This is a genomic window from Limnohabitans sp. MORI2 (genome assembly GCF_027925025.1).
In the GTDB taxonomy this organism is placed as follows: Bacteria; Pseudomonadota; Gammaproteobacteria; order Burkholderiales; family Burkholderiaceae_C; genus Limnohabitans.
Window position 1 is genome coordinate 939,414 of sequence record NZ_AP027058.1, and the last position, 15,022, is coordinate 954,435.

Genomic DNA, 15,022 nt, shown 5'->3' on the forward strand with positions numbered 1-15,022 from the left:
GAGACTGATCCCACATGCTGATTCACCCTCAGTTTGACCCCGTTGCGATTGCAGTGGGGCCCATTGCCGTTCACTGGTACGGTCTGACCTATCTGGCTGCATTCGCCTTGTTTGTGGGTTTGGGCCATTTGCGTTTGAAGCATGAACCCTATGCCGCGCAAGTGGTGTTGGGTTCTTGGTCCAAACAAGACATTGAAGACATTTTGTTTTACGGTGTGATGGGCGTGGTCTTAGGCGGGCGCATTGGCTACTGCGTGTTTTACAACCCGAGTTACTACTTGGCTCACCCGCTCGAAGTGTTTGCCGTGTGGCAAGGTGGCATGAGTTTTCATGGTGGCATGTTGGGGGTGTTTGTGGCCACGGCGGTGTTTGCATGGCAGCGTCATCGCCCATGGTTGTGGGTGACTGATTTCATCGCGCCTTGTGTTCCTACCGGGCTGGCTGCAGGCCGTGTGGGTAACTTCATCAACGGCGAGTTGTGGGGCAGGGCGGCTGACCCAGACTTGGCTTGGGCCATGGTGTTTCCGCAAAGCGGAACTTTGATTGCGCGCCATCCTTCGCAGATCTATCAGTTCTTGGGCGAAGGTATTTTGTTGTTCATCGTCTTGTGGCTTTATGCGCGTAAGCCTCGCGCCATTGGCGCGGTGTCGGGTGTGTTCATGATTGGTTATGGCAGCTTGCGCTTCATGGCCGAATATTTCCGTGAGCCTGATGCGCATCTGGGCTTGCTGGCTTTGGGTATGAGCATGGGCCAATGGCTGTGCGTGCCGATGGTCCTGGTGGGTGTGGCCTTGTGGCTGCATGCTGCACGCCAACCTCAACCGGCTTAATTTCTTGAGTTAAGGGTTAGTCCCTGCGGGAAAGTCCCAGCGAATTGGGGCGGGGTATTCGCTTTTTAGATCTCATAATTATGCGTAATTACAGAGAAGTTAACAGAGCCCTTCAACCTCATGCGCACGCTCCCCAGCTCTTTGCACGATGACGTAGCTTCACAGCTGCGCAACTACATCTTTGATGGTCAGCTCAGGCCGGGCAGTTTCATTGACGAAGTCACTTTGTGCGAGTTGTGGGCCATCTCACGTACACCGCTGCGTGAGGCACTCAAGGTACTCACTGCCGAAGGCTTGGTTCGACACGAGCCTCGTCGTGGTTGCTTTGTGAATGAAGTCACCGAGCAAGACTTGGATGAAATTTTTCCTGTCATCGCCATGCTCGAAGGCCGCTGCGCATTCGATGCCACCCAACGTGCTACACCTGCGGATGTGCAAGCGCTAGAGGTTTGGCACCAGCGCCTCAAACAGCATGCCGATGCCGGGCGCATCAACGATTACTACGAAGCCAACTTCGCCATTCATGAAGCCATCATTCAGTTGGCTAACAACAAATGGTTGGCTCAAACCATTGCTGATTTGCGCAAAATTTTGAAGCTCGCCCGCTTGCAGCAGCTGCACGCACCCGGGCGTTTGAAGCAAAGTTTGAAAGAACACATGGCGGTGTTTGCCGCACTCAAAGCAGGTGATGCTGCAGGTGCTGATGCAGCCATGCGTGACCATTTGTTGAAGCAACGTGAGGCCTTGCGCGAGCTCGCTTCAAGCAAACGCAGTGTCTTGACGGCTTAAACCTAGAAAGAGGAATGGGATGAACGCGACCACTTGGCTCAGCAGCAAACTCAATTTGCTTCGCAACTCGGCCCCCGCTGCGGCAGAGGCCCCCAAGCAAGAAGACCGCTCTACACGCGAACGCTTAGACGCGACGTTGCGCCAAAAGAAAGAAGCGCTGTCGCCGCGCACCTTGCGCCGAACGCTCACGCTCTTGCAAGCCGTGGTGGACCCACGCGTGAGCGAAGTGGAGGGCGGTCGCCGCGCCAAAGCACTGGCAGATTGGTATGTCAAAGCAGAGCCCGCAGAACGCCAAGATGTGTGGCTACTCATCAGCGAACAGTTTGGTCCCGATGCCGTCAAAGTGCGCGCTGCACGTGACGACTACGACGCAGCCCTGGGCACCGTCGATGAAGGCCCCGCAGAGATTCGTTTGCGTCGCGCTTTGGTGTCACCCCGCACGCGTTTGCTTCAGCGCTTTGCAGCGTCTGCTGGGGGGATGCGTTTCTTGGTCGATTTGCGTGCAGAGCTACTGCCGCATCTCAAAGGTAACAAGCGTTTGCAAGCCTTAGATGCAGAGCTAGAAAATCTGTTCTCTACATGGTTTGACGTGGCTTTCTTAGAGCTGCGCAGCATCAGCTGGGATTCGCCTGCCTCGTTGATTGAAAAACTCATCAAGTACGAAGCCGTGCACGACATTCGCAGCTGGGCTGACTTGAAAAATCGTTTAGACAGCGACCGTCGTTGCTATGGTTTCTTTCACCCCAGTTTGCCCAATGAACCTCTGATTTTTGTGGAGGTGGCGTTGCTGCATGAGATGGCTGACAACATCATGCCGCTGCTCGATGAGTCTGCGGCTCCCGAAGATTTGCAAAAAGCAACCGTCGCTATTTTTTACTCCATCAGCAACACGCAAGGTGGTTTGAAAGGCGTGAGCTTTGGTGACTCGCTCATCAAACGTGTGGTGGAAACATTACGCGCCGAGTTCCCCAAGTTGAAAACCTTCGCCACCTTGTCGCCCATTCCAGGTTTGCGTCCATGGCTAGCCAAGAACGTGGAAGAACTGCTTGGGCATTTGAACGAAAAAGAGTTGTCGGCCTTGGGGCGAGAAATCAGCTTTGAGCCTCCGACGCCCACGCATGTGTTGGCGGCCATTGAACAACCGCAGGTCTTGGGTGCTTTGTCGGCTAAATCACCGCTGCGTCAATTCCTCACCCGAGCAGGTGCGCACTATTTAGGGCAAGCCAAACAAGGGGAGCAAGTGCTTGACCCTGTGGCGCGTTTTCACTTGGGCAATGGTGCACGCATTGAGCGTATCAATTGGTTTGCCGACCCGTCTGCCAAAGGCATCAAGCAATCGCATGGCTTGATGGTCAATTACCTCTATGACCTCAAACGTTTAGACAAGCATCGTCAAATGCTGGAAAAGGGCATTGCGCCAGCCTCTGGCGATGTGGAAGACATGTATTTCAAGTGAGTTAATTTCATTCAAACATCAGGAGACAGCCATGACATTTTTCAAAACCAACACCCGTCGACAGTGGATGTGCTTGACCGCTGCCGCATGTGCGGCCATGTGCTTGGGCGTGCAAGCCCAAACCGCTTGGCCCACCAAACCTGTCACCTTGATTGTTCCGTTCCCAGCAGGTGGTGGCACCGATGCGTTTGCGCGTCCATTTTCAGCACAGTTTGCCAAGCAAAGTGGTAAGACCTTGGTGATTGACAACCGAGGCGGTGTAGGGGGTAATTTAGGTGCAGGCATCGCAGCCAAGGCAGCGCCCGATGGTTACACCTTGTTCATGGGCGCGGTGCATCACTCCATTGCACCCTCGATGTATCCCAAGCTCGACTACGACTTGGAACGTGACTTTGTGCCGCTGACGCTCATTGCGCAAGTGCCACAGGTGCTGGTGGTCAACCCCAAGAAGATCACAGGCGATTTCAAATCCTTCTTGGCTGATTTGCGCAAAAACCCAGGCAAATTCAACTACGGCTCGGCAGGTGGTGGCACTTCGCACCACATGGCGGGCGAATTGTTCAAGCTGCAAACCAACACTTTCATCACCCACATTCCCTACCGAGGCGCAGGCCCAGCTTTGCAAGACTTGATTGGCGGCAATGTGGACATGATGTTTGATGGTTTAGGTTCTTCAGCGCAGCACATCAAAGGCGGTCGTCTGAAAGCTTTGATGGTGTCTGGCAACAAACGCAACCCCGCATTCCCTGATGTGCCGTGTGCGGCAGAGTTGGGGTTGCCCGACTACACAGTGAGTACGTGGTATGGCTTGTGGGCACCCAAAGGCACACCTGCTGATGTGCAAGCGCGCATCTTGGAGGAAGTGAAAAAAGCCTCCGCCGGTGAAGACCTCAAAGTGGCGTGGGCAAACAACGGCGCGGACTTTCCGAACATGACGAGCGCACAATTTGGCACCTTTGTGCACAACGAAATCAAACGCTGGGCTTCTGTGGTGAAAGCTTCAGGCGCGAAACTTGACTAACTGAATACTGATCATGAATCACAACCTGTATGCGGCTTTGCGTGCCGCGTTTCCCAAAGACTTGAACGCAACTGCCATCGAAACTGACGATGGCTTGTTCTACAGCTGGTCAGATCTTGAGCGTGCCAGCGCGATGATGGCCAACTTACTGGACTCTCTGCACATCTCCAAAGGCTCACGCGTGGCCGTGCAAGTGGAGAAGTCGGTCGAGGCCGTCATGCTCTACCTCGCCACCTTACGTGCGGGTTATGTGTTCTTGCCTTTGAATACGGCTTACCAAAGCGCTGAGATTGAGTATTTCATTGGCAACGCCGAGCCCGCCGTGGTGGTGTGCAGCAGCAAAAACTTTGGTTGGGTCAGCAAGATCGCTTTCAAATCGGGCACGCAAAACGTGTTCACCTTGGACGATAACCGCACTGGCAGTTTGTTAGAGCGTGCCGCGCACTGCTCTGACCAACACCAAGTGGTACAAAACAAAGCCGATGACTTGGCCGCCATTTTGTACACCAGCGGCACCACAGGCCGTAGCAAAGGCGCGATGCTCTCGCACGGCAATATGCTCAGCAATGCACAAACGCTCAAAGACTACTGGGGCTGGAAACCCGGCGATGTGCTCATTCATGCGCTACCCATCTTCCATGTGCACGGTTTGTTTGTGGCCATCCACGGTGCATTACTCAACGGCAGCAAGATGATTTGGATGTCCAAGTTCGACCCCAAACTCGTCATCGCCAAAATGCCCGAAGCCACCGTGTTCATGGGCGTGCCCACGTTGTATGTGCGCATGCTGGCTGAGCCAAGCCTGACCAAAGCGCAAGCGTCGAACATGCGTTTGTTTGTGGCAGGTTCAGCCCCGTTGTTGTTGGAAACATTCAACGAGTGGCAAGAGCGCACAGGTCAAACCATCCTCGAACGCTACGGCATGAGCGAAACCGTCATGCTCACCTCCAACCCCTATGCAGCCGATGCGCGCTACCCCGGTCAAACGGAGCGTCGTGGCGGTACGGTAGGTTTCCCGTTGCCTGGCGTTTCTCTGCGTGTGCAAGACGACGAAGGCAAGGCATTGCCCGTGGGTGAAATTGGCGGCATCCAAGTCAAAGGCCCCAATGTGTTTGGCGGCTACTGGCGCATGCCCGAAAAAACCAAAGAAGAATTTACCGCAGACGGTTTTTTCAAAACCGGTGACGTGGGCAAGATCGATGAGCGTGGCTACGTGGTCATCGTGGGCCGCAGCAAAGACCTCATCATCAGCGGTGGCTACAACGTGTATCCCGCAGAAATTGAGGGCTACATCAATGAAATGCCAGGTGTTGCCGAAAGCGCGTTGATCGGTGTACCGCACCCCGACTTTGGCGAAGTGGGCGTGGCGGTGGTGATTGCCAAACCAGGCGCACACATTGAGCCCGATGCCGTCATCGCAGCCCTCAAATCACAGCTGGCGAACTTCAAAATTCCAAAGAAGTGTTTTGTGGTGGCTGAGCTGCCACGCAACACCATGGGTAAGGTGCAAAAGAACTTGCTGCGCGACCAGTACAAAGGCTTGTTTTAAGTTACCTTGGCTCCGAGAAGTGGCATTCAACCGGTTGATGACACACAACTCGGATGCTGATGGGGCTGTGCGGCTGCTGACGATTTCTGGTACTCCAGCATGAGGCAGCCGCCGCACAGCCCCGTCAGCATCAGCGATAGAAGAACAGACGAACAAACAAAAAAGCCACTCCTAAAAAGAGTGGCTTTTTAATGGAAGCAGAAAAACTTAGCCAGCCAAAGCCGCCGAGTTCACCCGCTGCGTGATGTGCGCCAAAGCCTCATCCACTTGATCAATCAAGATCAAGCACAAGTCGCCTTTTTGCAAACGATCCATCGCGCGGTCAATCGCCAAAAACTCACCGTGAATTTCGTCGATGTGTGAGGTGCGTTTCGCGCCGTCCAAACCTTGACGCAACAGCTTCAACACCTCGCCATCCACACGGCCACGCTGACACGCGTCTTGGTACAACACCACATCGTCAAACGCTTCACCAATGATGCGTGTTTGCTCACGGATGTCTTCGTCACGGCGGTCACCTGCGCCGCTGATGACCACACTGCGGCGTTGCGCGGGCAGGTTGGTCACCGCTTGCACCAGTGCCTTGATGGCGTCTGGGTTGTGGCCGTAGTCGGCAATCACGGTGGCGCCTTTGTAGTCGAACACGTTGAAGCGTCCGGGCACGGCATTGCTGTCGCTCACGAAAGTGGCCAAGCCTTTGCAGATGGTTTGCCAAGGCACGCCCACCGCCCATGCAGCACCGATGGAGGCCATGGCATTTTCAATTTGGAAGCTGATCGCACCACCGCGTGTGACGGGGATTTCTGACAAAGGAATGCGCACCGAATGGTTGCCTTGCATGGCCACGATTTGATCGTCCTCCACAAACAACACGCGTTTGCCTTGGGCACGGTGCGTGGCAATGACAGGGTGGTGTGAGTCCAAACCAAAGAAGGTCACTTGGCCCGGACACTTATTGGCCATGGCTGCCACGATGGGGTCAGTAGCGTTCAGCACGGCTGTGCCTGATTCAGCTACGTTTTGCACAATCACACGTTTCAACACCGCCAAGTCTTCGACGGTGGTGATGTAGTTCAAGCCTAAATGATCGCCCATGCCGATGTTGGTCACCACAGCCACTTGGCAGCGGTCAAAGGCCAGGCCTTCGCGCAACATACCGCCGCGTGCGGTTTCGAGTACGGCTGCATCCACATCAGGGTGTGCCAGCACGTTGCGACCGCTGCGTGGGCCGCTGCAGTCACCGCTGTCGGTTTGACGGCCGTTGACATAGACGCCATCGGTGTTGGTCATGCCCACGCGCAAACCATTGGCGCGCAAGAGATGAGCGGTCAAACGCACGGTGGTGGTTTTGCCATTGGTGCCAGTCACGGCAATCACAGGAATACGGCCATCGCCGCCATCTGGGAACATGGTGGCCATGACGGCTTCGCCCACATCGCGACCTTTGCCGAATGAGGGGCTGAGGTGCATGCGCAGGCCTGGGGCAGCGTTGACCTCAACCACGCCACCACCTTGCTCTTCGAGTGGGCGCAGCACGGAATCACACACCACGTCGACGCCGCAGATGTCTAGGCCCACCATTTGCGCGGCCGCAATTGCGCGCAGCGCCACTTCGGGGTGAACGTCGTCGGTCACGTCGGTGGCAGTGCCGCCGGTTGAGAGATTGGCGTTGTTGCGCAAAATCACGCGCTCGCCTTTGGCGGGTACGGAGTTGGCTTCAAAGCCTTGCTCTTTGAGACGCGCAATGGCAATGTCGTCAAAACGGATTTTGGTCAACGATGTGGCATGGCCTTCGCCACGACGTGGGTCGGCATTGACGATGTCTACCAACTCTCTCACGGTGTTTTTGCCGTTGCCAATGACCAGTGGTGGCTCGCGGCGCGCAGCGGCGACGAGTTTGTTGCCCACCACCAGCAATCGGTAATCGCTGCCGGGTAAGAAACGCTCGACCAAAACATCATCACGGTGGGCCACGGCAGCGAGGTAAGCCTCTTTCACGCCGGCCTCTGTGGTGACGTTGACGGAGATGCCTTTGCCTTGGTTGCCATCGCGTGGTTTGACCACCACAGGCAGGCCAATTTCTTGAGCGGCAGCCCAAGCATCATCAGCGCTGGTAACAGGACGTCCCAACGGCACAGGCACACCAGCCGCATGCAGCAGCTTCTTGGTGAGTTCCTTGTCTTGCGCAATCGACTCGGCAATCGCGCTGGTGGAATCAATCTCCGCGGCTTGGATGCGGCGTTGTTTGCTGCCCCAGCCCAACTGAACCAAGCTGCCTTCGGTCAAGCGACGGTAGGGAATACCGCGTGCGATGGCCGCGTTCACGATGGAGCCGGTCGAAGGGCCTAGGCGAATGTCTTCGTCAAGTTCACGTAGTTGGTGAATGGCTGCGTCGACATCAAAGCTGGCGTTGTTGAGCGCGGCCAAGCACAACTCGTGCGCCAGTTTGATGGCCATGATGCCGACTTGCTCTTCGGTGTACTCCACAGCGACTTGGTATAAACCGTGGTCCGTGGTGGGGGTGGTTCGGCTGAAGGTGACGGGGCAACCTGCTTCGATTTGCAAATGCAAGGTAGTGGCTTCGAGGGCATGCGCCATGCTGAGCTTGACCTTGTGATTGGTGGGCCGCAAAGTGCCCAAGCCCGGAAACAGGTTGCGTAAACGGCTTTCAAACTCAGGGTGTTCGCTCAGGTCAACTTGTGCATCTTCGCACTTGACCATGGCTTCCACCGCGGTGTGACGGGTCCAGAGGTTAGGGCCGCGCAGGGCGCGAATACGAGAGACTTCCATTAGCCATTCATCCTTGCAATGTCTTTGGCAACCTGTTGGTTTTGTTGTCCGAAATTTTTCAAGCCTGCGCGAATCAGCAGCGGTGCAATGTCCAGCGACCAGGCTGTGGCCACAGCGGCCAGTAGGGTCGAGATCTGCAAGCCGTCTTTGAGTAAACGTGCAATCAACTCTAGGTCGAGGTGGAACAGTTGTGTTTCTTGGTCGCCACGCGCCAAGGTGACGTGGCCGTCTTTGCAGAACACAGCGCGGCCACCCGCTTGCAAGTGAGCCTTTAAAGTCGCGTTGTCTTGTGCTTTGGCGTAGTAAACCACTTCGCCATCGCTCAGCTCAGCCAAAGTGGTCACTGCTTCTTCGTCTGCGTTGAGCACCGCTGCACCTTCTGGCAGCACCAGGTCGACTTGCGTGCGAATGACGGTGCGCATTTGCTCGGCGGTTTGAATGTCGTGTTTTTCAATCAGCGCAGCTGTTGTTTCAGGCATGTTGGTGACCACGCCGACCAAGCAGCGGTCGTAGGCCAAGCCTTCGTCCAAGATGTGTGCGGGTGTGGTTTCAAAGACCGCCGCATCCAGCGCGCGATTGATGAGCAAACGCTCTGAAGTTTCAAAGCCACGTGCGTCAGTTTTACCCAAGTGCTGTTGATCCATGTAGAGCCCATCTTTACAGGCTAGACCAGTACGCTTGCCAGACAGGTGAAGCAACCACGCCACGAGTTGCGACAGCTCTGTCGTTTGCTGGCTACCCACAATGCCCACCACAGGAATGCGGCCCGACTCATTAGGGCCAAACAAATGTTCGACGATGGCTTTGCCCACAGGGCGGGGTTGGCCAACGGCAGGTTTGACGTGCATCAGCAAGCCTGGGCCTGCGTTGACTTCAATGATGGCGCCTTGTGTTTCTTCCAAAGGGCGTGAGATGTCTTGCGTGACGATGTCGATGCCAGCAATGTCCAAACCAATCACGCGTGCTGCGAGGGTGGCCACAGCTGCGACTTCAGGGTGAACCAAATCAGTCACATCGTTGCTGAGATTGCCGTTGCGTTGCACCACCACAATACGGCCTTTTTCTGGAACGCTAGAGGGCTCCAAACCTTGACGTTGGATTTGCAACAAAGACATTTCTCCGCGCGGAGTGTCTAAGCGGATCAAGTCGAGAGGGAAGCCCTCGGCCACGCCACGACGTGGGTCGGTGTTGATTTGCGAGTCGATCAGTTGTTCAACGGTGGACACGCCATCACCCGTGATGGTCGCGGTTTCACCACGTACAGCGGCAACCACGCGGTCGCCCACCACCAACACACGGTGTTCGTCGCCGCGCACATAGCGTTCAATCAGCACTTCGCTGCCTTCTTTTTCAGCTGCGACCCAAGCTTTGCGTACTGCTTCTTGGGTATTCACGTCCAGTGAAACGCCCCAGCCACGGTTGCCGTCGAGGGGCTTGACCACCACAGGCAGACCAATGTCTTGCGCGGCTTCCCAAGCTTCATCCGCGGTTTTGGCGATTTGGCCTTCTGGCACGGGAATGCCGCATTGCGTGAGCAAGCGCTTGGTCAAGTCCTTGTCGCTGGAGATGGTTTCGGCAATCGCGCTGGTGCGATCGGTTTCAGCGGTCCAGATGCGGCGTTGTTTAGCGCCGTAGCCCAGCTGCACCAAGTTGCCTTCGGTCAGGCGAATGAAGGGAGTTTTGCGCTCGACTGCGGCATCAACGATGCAGGCCGTGCTGGGGCCTAGGCAGCGCAAGTCGGCAATCTTTTTCAAGCGTTCTACCGTGCCATCGATGTCGAATGGTTTGTTGTTGGCCGCAGCCATCACCAGCTCGCGTGCAGCGAGGAAGCTCTCGCGGCCCAACTCTTCGTGCTCGGTGCGGAACACCACTTTGTAGATGCCTCGTTTGCTGATTTCACGGGCTTTGCCAAACTCAGCACGGGCACCGGCCAAGAGCTGTAACTCGATGGAGACGTGCTCCATGATGTGGCCCATCCATGTGCCGCCAACTAATCGGGTGAGGAAGCCGCCACGATGGCCCACACCGCAGTGGTGTTCGACCAAGCCGGGCAACCAGCCGTTGATGCGATCGTTGAAACCATCAATTTTGTTGGAAGGGTGATCTTCCATCTCGCCTAAATCAATGAGGGCTTCGATGATGGGGCGATAAGTCCAGATGTTGGGCCCGCGCAAGTAGTTCATGCGCAGGATTTGGATGTCTTTGAATGCCATAAATGAGCTTCAGGTTTAGCGGAGGTTGGAGGTGGCTGAAGCAGGGAGGAGAGCCAAGGTCACCACAGCGACCTCCGAGGCTGCGGCGATACAATCATTTGCTAACGTGCTGGGGTTTAACAAAGTCCTAGCTCCTGCTTTTTTATTTTTATTGCCGTCCATCGATTGACATCGATTGAAGCAGCAAAATTCCAATAATGAATTCTTCTTTATCGGCTTCCACCAAAGTTGTTCTGCCCGAAGGCTGGCGAACTTCAGCGATTGCACAACTGTCTGCTCATGAAAACGTTCTAGCTTGGCTAGAGGTTGACCTGAACGCCCAATTGCATTTTTCGCTAGGGCTACTAATTGTGACAGACCAAAGGGTGCTTTTTGCCTCCGAAAAGCCGGGTTCGTCACCTGTCTGGGACAGTTGGACCTTGGTGGCGGGCATGAAGATGACCCACACCGACCATGCGGGTGTAGGCACTCTCAGTTTGATCGACGCCACTCACCGCGTAGCCAGCTGGCGTTTCACCCTGACGCACAACGTCATGGCCATGCGTTTGCAAGAGAAATTTGCCGAACGCCTTGAGGTGTTGACCCACGGCAAATCACTGGCTGCTTCGGCTCAAGCTCGCTGTCCCCAATGCAAACTGCAACTTGAAAATGCGGGTGACGAATGCCCCGTGTGCAGCCGCGAGCAGCACGCACCGCTCTCGACCTGGGGGCTCTTGCGTTTGTGGCGATTTGCGAAGCCGTACCAATGGCGTTTGTTGGCAGGTTTTCTGCTGACTTTGGCCTCTACTGCAGCGACCTTGGTGCCGCCGTACCTGACCATGCCGTTGATGGACGATGTGTTGATTCCGTTCCAAAACGGCAAAGACATTGACCATGATTTGGTTTATTTGTATTTGGGCGGATTGTTCGGTGCCGCTTTGCTGGCTTGGGGCTTGGGCTGGCTCAAAACCTATATCTTGGCCTTGGTGTCTGAGCGCATTGGCGCTGATTTGCGCACCACCGCTTACGAGCATTTGATGCGTTTGTCGTTGGAGTACTTTGGTGGCCGCCGCACGGGCGATTTGATGAACCGCATTGGCGCAGAGACCGACCGCATTTGCGTGTTCTTGTCGCTGCACTTGTTGGACTTTGCGACCGATGTGTTGATGATTTTGATGACAGCTTCCATCTTGATCAGTATTGACGCCAAGCTGGCTGCTGCCACCTTGTTGCCACTGCCGTTCATCGTGTGGCTGATTCACACCGTGCGTGACAAGCTGCGCACAGGCTTTGAGAAGATTGACCGCGTCTGGTCAGAACTCACCAACGTGTTGGCCGACACCATTCCTGGTATTCGTGTGGTCAAAGCCTTTGCGCAAGAAACACGCGAAGCTAACCGCTTCCGTGATGCCAACAAACACAACCTAGCCGTGAACGACCGCATCAACTTCGTGTGGTCGTTGTTCTCTCCCACGGTCACGCTGATGACTGAGGTGGGTTTGTTGGTGGTGTGGGGCTTTGGTATTTACTTGGTGTCGCACAACCAAATTTCAGTGGGTGTGTTGGCTGCGTTTTTGGCCTACATCGGTCGCTTTTACACCCGCTTGGATTCGATGAGCCGCATCGTCTCGCACACACAAAAAGCAGCCGCAGGTGCAAAGCGCATTTTTGAAATTTTGGACCACGTCTCCAGCGTGCCTGAAACCACCAACCCTCAAAAATTGCCGACGCCATTGCAGGGGCGCATTGAAATTCAAGATGCAGGGTTCCGCTATGGCAACCGCGCCGTGATTCGCGGCATGAACCTCACCATTCGCCCTGGTGAAATGATCGGTTTGGTGGGCCAAAGCGGCTCTGGCAAGAGCACCTTGGTCAACTTGATTTGCCGCTTCTACGACTTGAGCGAAGGCTCGATCAAGCTCGATGGCATCGACATTCGCAACATTGCTTTGTCGGACTTCCGCAGCCATATTGGCATGGTGTTGCAAGAGCCGTTCTTGTTCTTCGGCACGATTGCCGACAACATCGCCTACGGCAAGCCCGATGCGACACGCGAAGAAATCGTAGCGGCCGCCCGTGCTGCCCATGCGCATGAATTCATCTTGCGTTTGCCGCAAGGCTATGACTCTTTGGTGGGCGAGCGCGGTCAAGGTTTGTCGGGTGGCGAACGTCAGCGTATCTCCATCGCACGTGCTTTGTTGATCAACCCACGCATCTTGATCTTGGATGAGGCCACCGCATCCGTGGACACCGAAACAGAGCAAGAAATTCAAAAGGCCTTGGACAACTTGGTCAAAGGCCGAACCACGATTGCCATTGCCCACCGTTTGTCGACCTTGAACCAAGCCGATCGTTTGGTCGTGATGGAACAAGGTGTGGTGGTGGAAGAGGGTGACCACGACACGCTCATGGCGCGTCAAGGCGCTTACTACCGCTTGTACGAAGCTCAAGCCAAGAATGCAGAAGACGCCGTGGCGCGTGCTTCGACGAAGGAGTCTGTATGAGTGCCGTGTTAACAGCTGCTTTCACGCTAGCGTTTGACCCTTTTGGTAAATTGGTCATCACCTTGGCCGATGGCACGCAGCACGTAGGTGCCGTGGTGGCGCGTGCGTTTCCGATTGCATCGCCCGACCAAAACATTTCCATCTTGAGCGCCGAGGGTAAGGAATTGGCCTGGGTTGAGAGCTTGCACAACTTGCCTGCGAACGAACAAGACATCGTGGTGCAAGCCCTGCAAGGACGCGAATTCATGCCTGAAATTTTGCGTTTGGATGGGGTGAATAGTTTTTCTACGCCCAGTGTGTGGCGCGTGCAAACCAACCGTGGGCCGACCCAGCTCGTGCTCAAAGGCGAAGAAGACATTCGCCGCTTAAGTGCGACACGCCTCATCGTGGCCGACGCGCATGGTGTTCAGTTCTTGATTCGCGATTTGCCATCGCTTGACCGTCACACGCGCAAACTGCTCGACCGCTTTTTATAAATTAGTGGCTATGTAGGCCAAACACTGCCGTGTTCGGGCACGATGGCTCGCCATTGCAAATCACGCTCAATGCGCTGACGCAGCGCATCCGAGGCCTCGGGTTCGCCATGCACCACATATACCTGATCGGGTTTGCTTCGCATTTGGTTCAACCAAGCAATTAGTTGCGAGGCATCCGCATGCGCCGATGAAGATTGCAACTGCACCACTTCAGCGTGGATGGCTACGTCTTGGCCATGCATGCGTAGCATCGAGCCTCCGCCTGCGATGGTGGCCCCGCGTGTGCCCGGTGCTTGGTAGCCCGTGAGGATGACCATGTTGCGGTGGTCGGGTAAATAGCGCGCCAAATGGTGCAACACACGCCCGCCTGTGGCCATGCCGCTGGCTGCCAAGATGACCATCGGGCCGTGGCGTTTGGCCAGTGCCTTGGACTGCTCAGTGGTTTCAATCATGGTCGCCACATGCTTCAAACCTTTGAGTGCATGCGCATCCAAACGATGCGCCTCTGGGTGGCGCTGAAACAAATCAGTGGTGTGCACGGCCATGGGGCTGTCCAAGAAGATCGGCAATGCATGCGGAATGTCTCCGCGCTCTTTCATGATGTCAATGGCGTGCAACAGCGCTTGCGCGCGTCCCACCGCAAACACAGGCACGACGGCCACGCCACCGCGTGCAGCCACGCGCTTGAGTGCGGGGGCCAGTTCAGCCATGATGTTTTCGTGCGGGTGTTCACGGTTGCCGTAGGTCGACTCGATCAGCACCGTGTCTGCATCTGGAGGCGGTGCAGGCGGGTTCATGATCATGTCGTCAGGGCGACCCACATCACCGCTGAACAGAATCCGTCGTCCTGCCACTTCGACCAAGACACTGGCTGCACCCAAGATGTGGCCTGCTGTGCTGAAGGTGGCTTTCCAACCTGGGATGGGCGAGAAGGTGTGTGTTTCACGCTCTGGCTTGAGCAACTGCAACGACAAGAACGCATCATGCTTGCTGTACAAGGGCATGGCTGGTTCATGTTTGGTGTAGCCGTGCCGGTTTAAAAAGGCTGCATCTTCTTCTTGAATATGGCCGCTGTCGGGCAACAAGATCGCGCACAAATCGCATGTGGCTGGTGTGGCGTGGATGTTGCCGCGATAGCCCTGACGGTAGAGCAGGGGAACGTAGCCGCTGTGATCCAGGTGCGCATGCGTCAAGATGACCGCATCGACATCAGTAGGCGTGACAGGCAGCGGGCTCCAGTTGCGTAAGCGCAATTGTTTGTAGCCCTGAAACAACCCGCAATCGACCAGCAGCTTTTTGCCATCGTGCTGGACCAAATACTTAGAGCCGGTGACAGTACCGGTTCCGCCTAAGAAGGTGATGTTGACGCTCATAGGCGAAGTATCCACGTTTTCGGTGAAGACACTTCGCTCTGC

The 15,022-nt window shown here is 55.6% G+C and carries 10 protein-coding genes; 7 read left to right on the forward strand and 3 right to left on the reverse strand.

Features of this window, described 5'->3' with window-relative positions; translation table 11 throughout:
- Positions 1 to 14: 14 nt before the first annotated feature.
- From lgt to QMG27_RS04825, 5 genes are all read left to right on the forward strand, one after another.
- Positions 15 to 830, forward strand: a complete 816-nt coding sequence (gene lgt / locus QMG27_RS04805) for a prolipoprotein diacylglyceryl transferase (protein ID WP_281813776.1) — start codon at positions 15 to 17, stop codon at positions 828 to 830.
- Positions 831 to 950: 120 nt separating this feature from the next.
- A complete protein-coding gene (locus tag QMG27_RS04810) occupies positions 951 to 1,619 on the forward strand; it encodes a GntR family transcriptional regulator (protein ID WP_281813779.1) in 669 nt (222 codons plus the stop codon).
- A gap of 19 nt (positions 1,620 to 1,638) precedes the next feature.
- On the forward strand, positions 1,639 to 3,075 hold the full coding sequence (locus QMG27_RS04815) for a malonyl-CoA decarboxylase (protein ID WP_281813782.1): 1,437 nt from the start codon (positions 1,639 to 1,641) through the stop codon (positions 3,073 to 3,075).
- Between the two features lie 31 nt (positions 3,076 to 3,106).
- Entirely contained in the window at positions 3,107 to 4,096 is a 990-nt protein-coding gene (locus QMG27_RS04820) for a tripartite tricarboxylate transporter substrate binding protein (protein ID WP_281813785.1), read from the forward strand.
- 10 nt (positions 4,097 to 4,106) lie between these two features.
- Positions 4,107 to 5,645, forward strand: a complete 1,539-nt coding sequence (locus tag QMG27_RS04825; RefSeq protein WP_281814531.1) for a malonyl-CoA synthase — start codon at positions 4,107 to 4,109, stop codon at positions 5,643 to 5,645.
- A 207-nt stretch (positions 5,646 to 5,852) separates the two neighbouring features.
- Here QMG27_RS04825 and cphA (QMG27_RS04830) read toward each other — a convergent pair whose 3' ends face one another.
- Together cphA (QMG27_RS04830) and cphA (QMG27_RS04835) are read right to left on the reverse strand one after the other, a co-directional pair.
- On the reverse strand, positions 5,853 to 8,435 hold the full coding sequence (cphA, locus tag QMG27_RS04830; RefSeq protein WP_281813788.1) for a cyanophycin synthetase: 2,583 nt from the start codon (positions 8,433 to 8,435) through the stop codon (positions 5,853 to 5,855).
- Positions 8,435 to 10,648 (reverse strand): cyanophycin synthetase, encoded by a 2,214-nt coding sequence (gene cphA, locus QMG27_RS04835; RefSeq protein WP_281813791.1) that lies wholly within the window; start codon positions 10,646 to 10,648, stop codon positions 8,435 to 8,437. The genes cphA (QMG27_RS04830) and cphA (QMG27_RS04835) overlap by 1 nt, the downstream gene beginning before the upstream one ends.
- Positions 10,649 to 10,845: 197 nt before the next feature.
- On the opposite strand from cphA (QMG27_RS04835), the gene QMG27_RS04840 reads away from it, so the two are divergent.
- Together QMG27_RS04840 and QMG27_RS04845 are read left to right on the forward strand one after the other, a co-directional pair.
- On the forward strand, positions 10,846 to 13,131 hold the full coding sequence (locus tag QMG27_RS04840; protein ID WP_281813794.1) for an ABC transporter ATP-binding protein: 2,286 nt from the start codon (positions 10,846 to 10,848) through the stop codon (positions 13,129 to 13,131).
- Positions 13,128 to 13,607 (forward strand): DUF1854 domain-containing protein, encoded by a 480-nt coding sequence (locus tag QMG27_RS04845; RefSeq protein WP_281813797.1) that lies wholly within the window; start codon positions 13,128 to 13,130, stop codon positions 13,605 to 13,607. The genes QMG27_RS04840 and QMG27_RS04845 overlap by 4 nt, the downstream gene beginning before the upstream one ends.
- An 8-nt stretch (positions 13,608 to 13,615) precedes the next feature.
- Here QMG27_RS04845 and QMG27_RS04850 read toward each other — a convergent pair whose 3' ends face one another.
- Entirely contained in the window at positions 13,616 to 14,980 is a 1,365-nt protein-coding gene (locus tag QMG27_RS04850) for an MBL fold metallo-hydrolase (protein ID WP_281813799.1), read from the reverse strand.
- Positions 14,981 to 15,022: the final 42 nt, after the last annotated feature.

Excerpts from the sequence above, each read along its gene's own strand:
- lgt (WP_281813776.1), top strand. The coding sequence starts at position 15 with ATGCTGATTCACCCTCAGTTTGACCCCGTTGCGATTGCAGTGGGGCCC.
- QMG27_RS04810 (WP_281813779.1), top strand. The coding sequence starts at position 951 with ATGCGCACGCTCCCCAGCTCTTTGCACGATGACGTAGCTTCACAGCTG.
- QMG27_RS04815 (WP_281813782.1), top strand. The coding sequence starts at position 1,639 with ATGAACGCGACCACTTGGCTCAGCAGCAAACTCAATTTGCTTCGCAAC.
- QMG27_RS04820 (WP_281813785.1), top strand. The coding sequence starts at position 3,107 with ATGACATTTTTCAAAACCAACACCCGTCGACAGTGGATGTGCTTGACC.
- cphA (WP_281813788.1), bottom strand. The coding sequence starts at position 8,435 with ATGGAAGTCTCTCGTATTCGCGCCCTGCGCGGCCCTAACCTCTGGACC.
- cphA (WP_281813791.1), bottom strand. The coding sequence starts at position 10,648 with ATGGCATTCAAAGACATCCAAATCCTGCGCATGAACTACTTGCGCGGG.
- QMG27_RS04840 (WP_281813794.1), top strand. The coding sequence starts at position 10,846 with ATGAATTCTTCTTTATCGGCTTCCACCAAAGTTGTTCTGCCCGAAGGC.
- QMG27_RS04845 (WP_281813797.1), top strand. The coding sequence starts at position 13,128 with ATGAGTGCCGTGTTAACAGCTGCTTTCACGCTAGCGTTTGACCCTTTT.
- QMG27_RS04850 (WP_281813799.1), bottom strand. The coding sequence starts at position 14,980 with ATGAGCGTCAACATCACCTTCTTAGGCGGAACCGGTACTGTCACCGGC.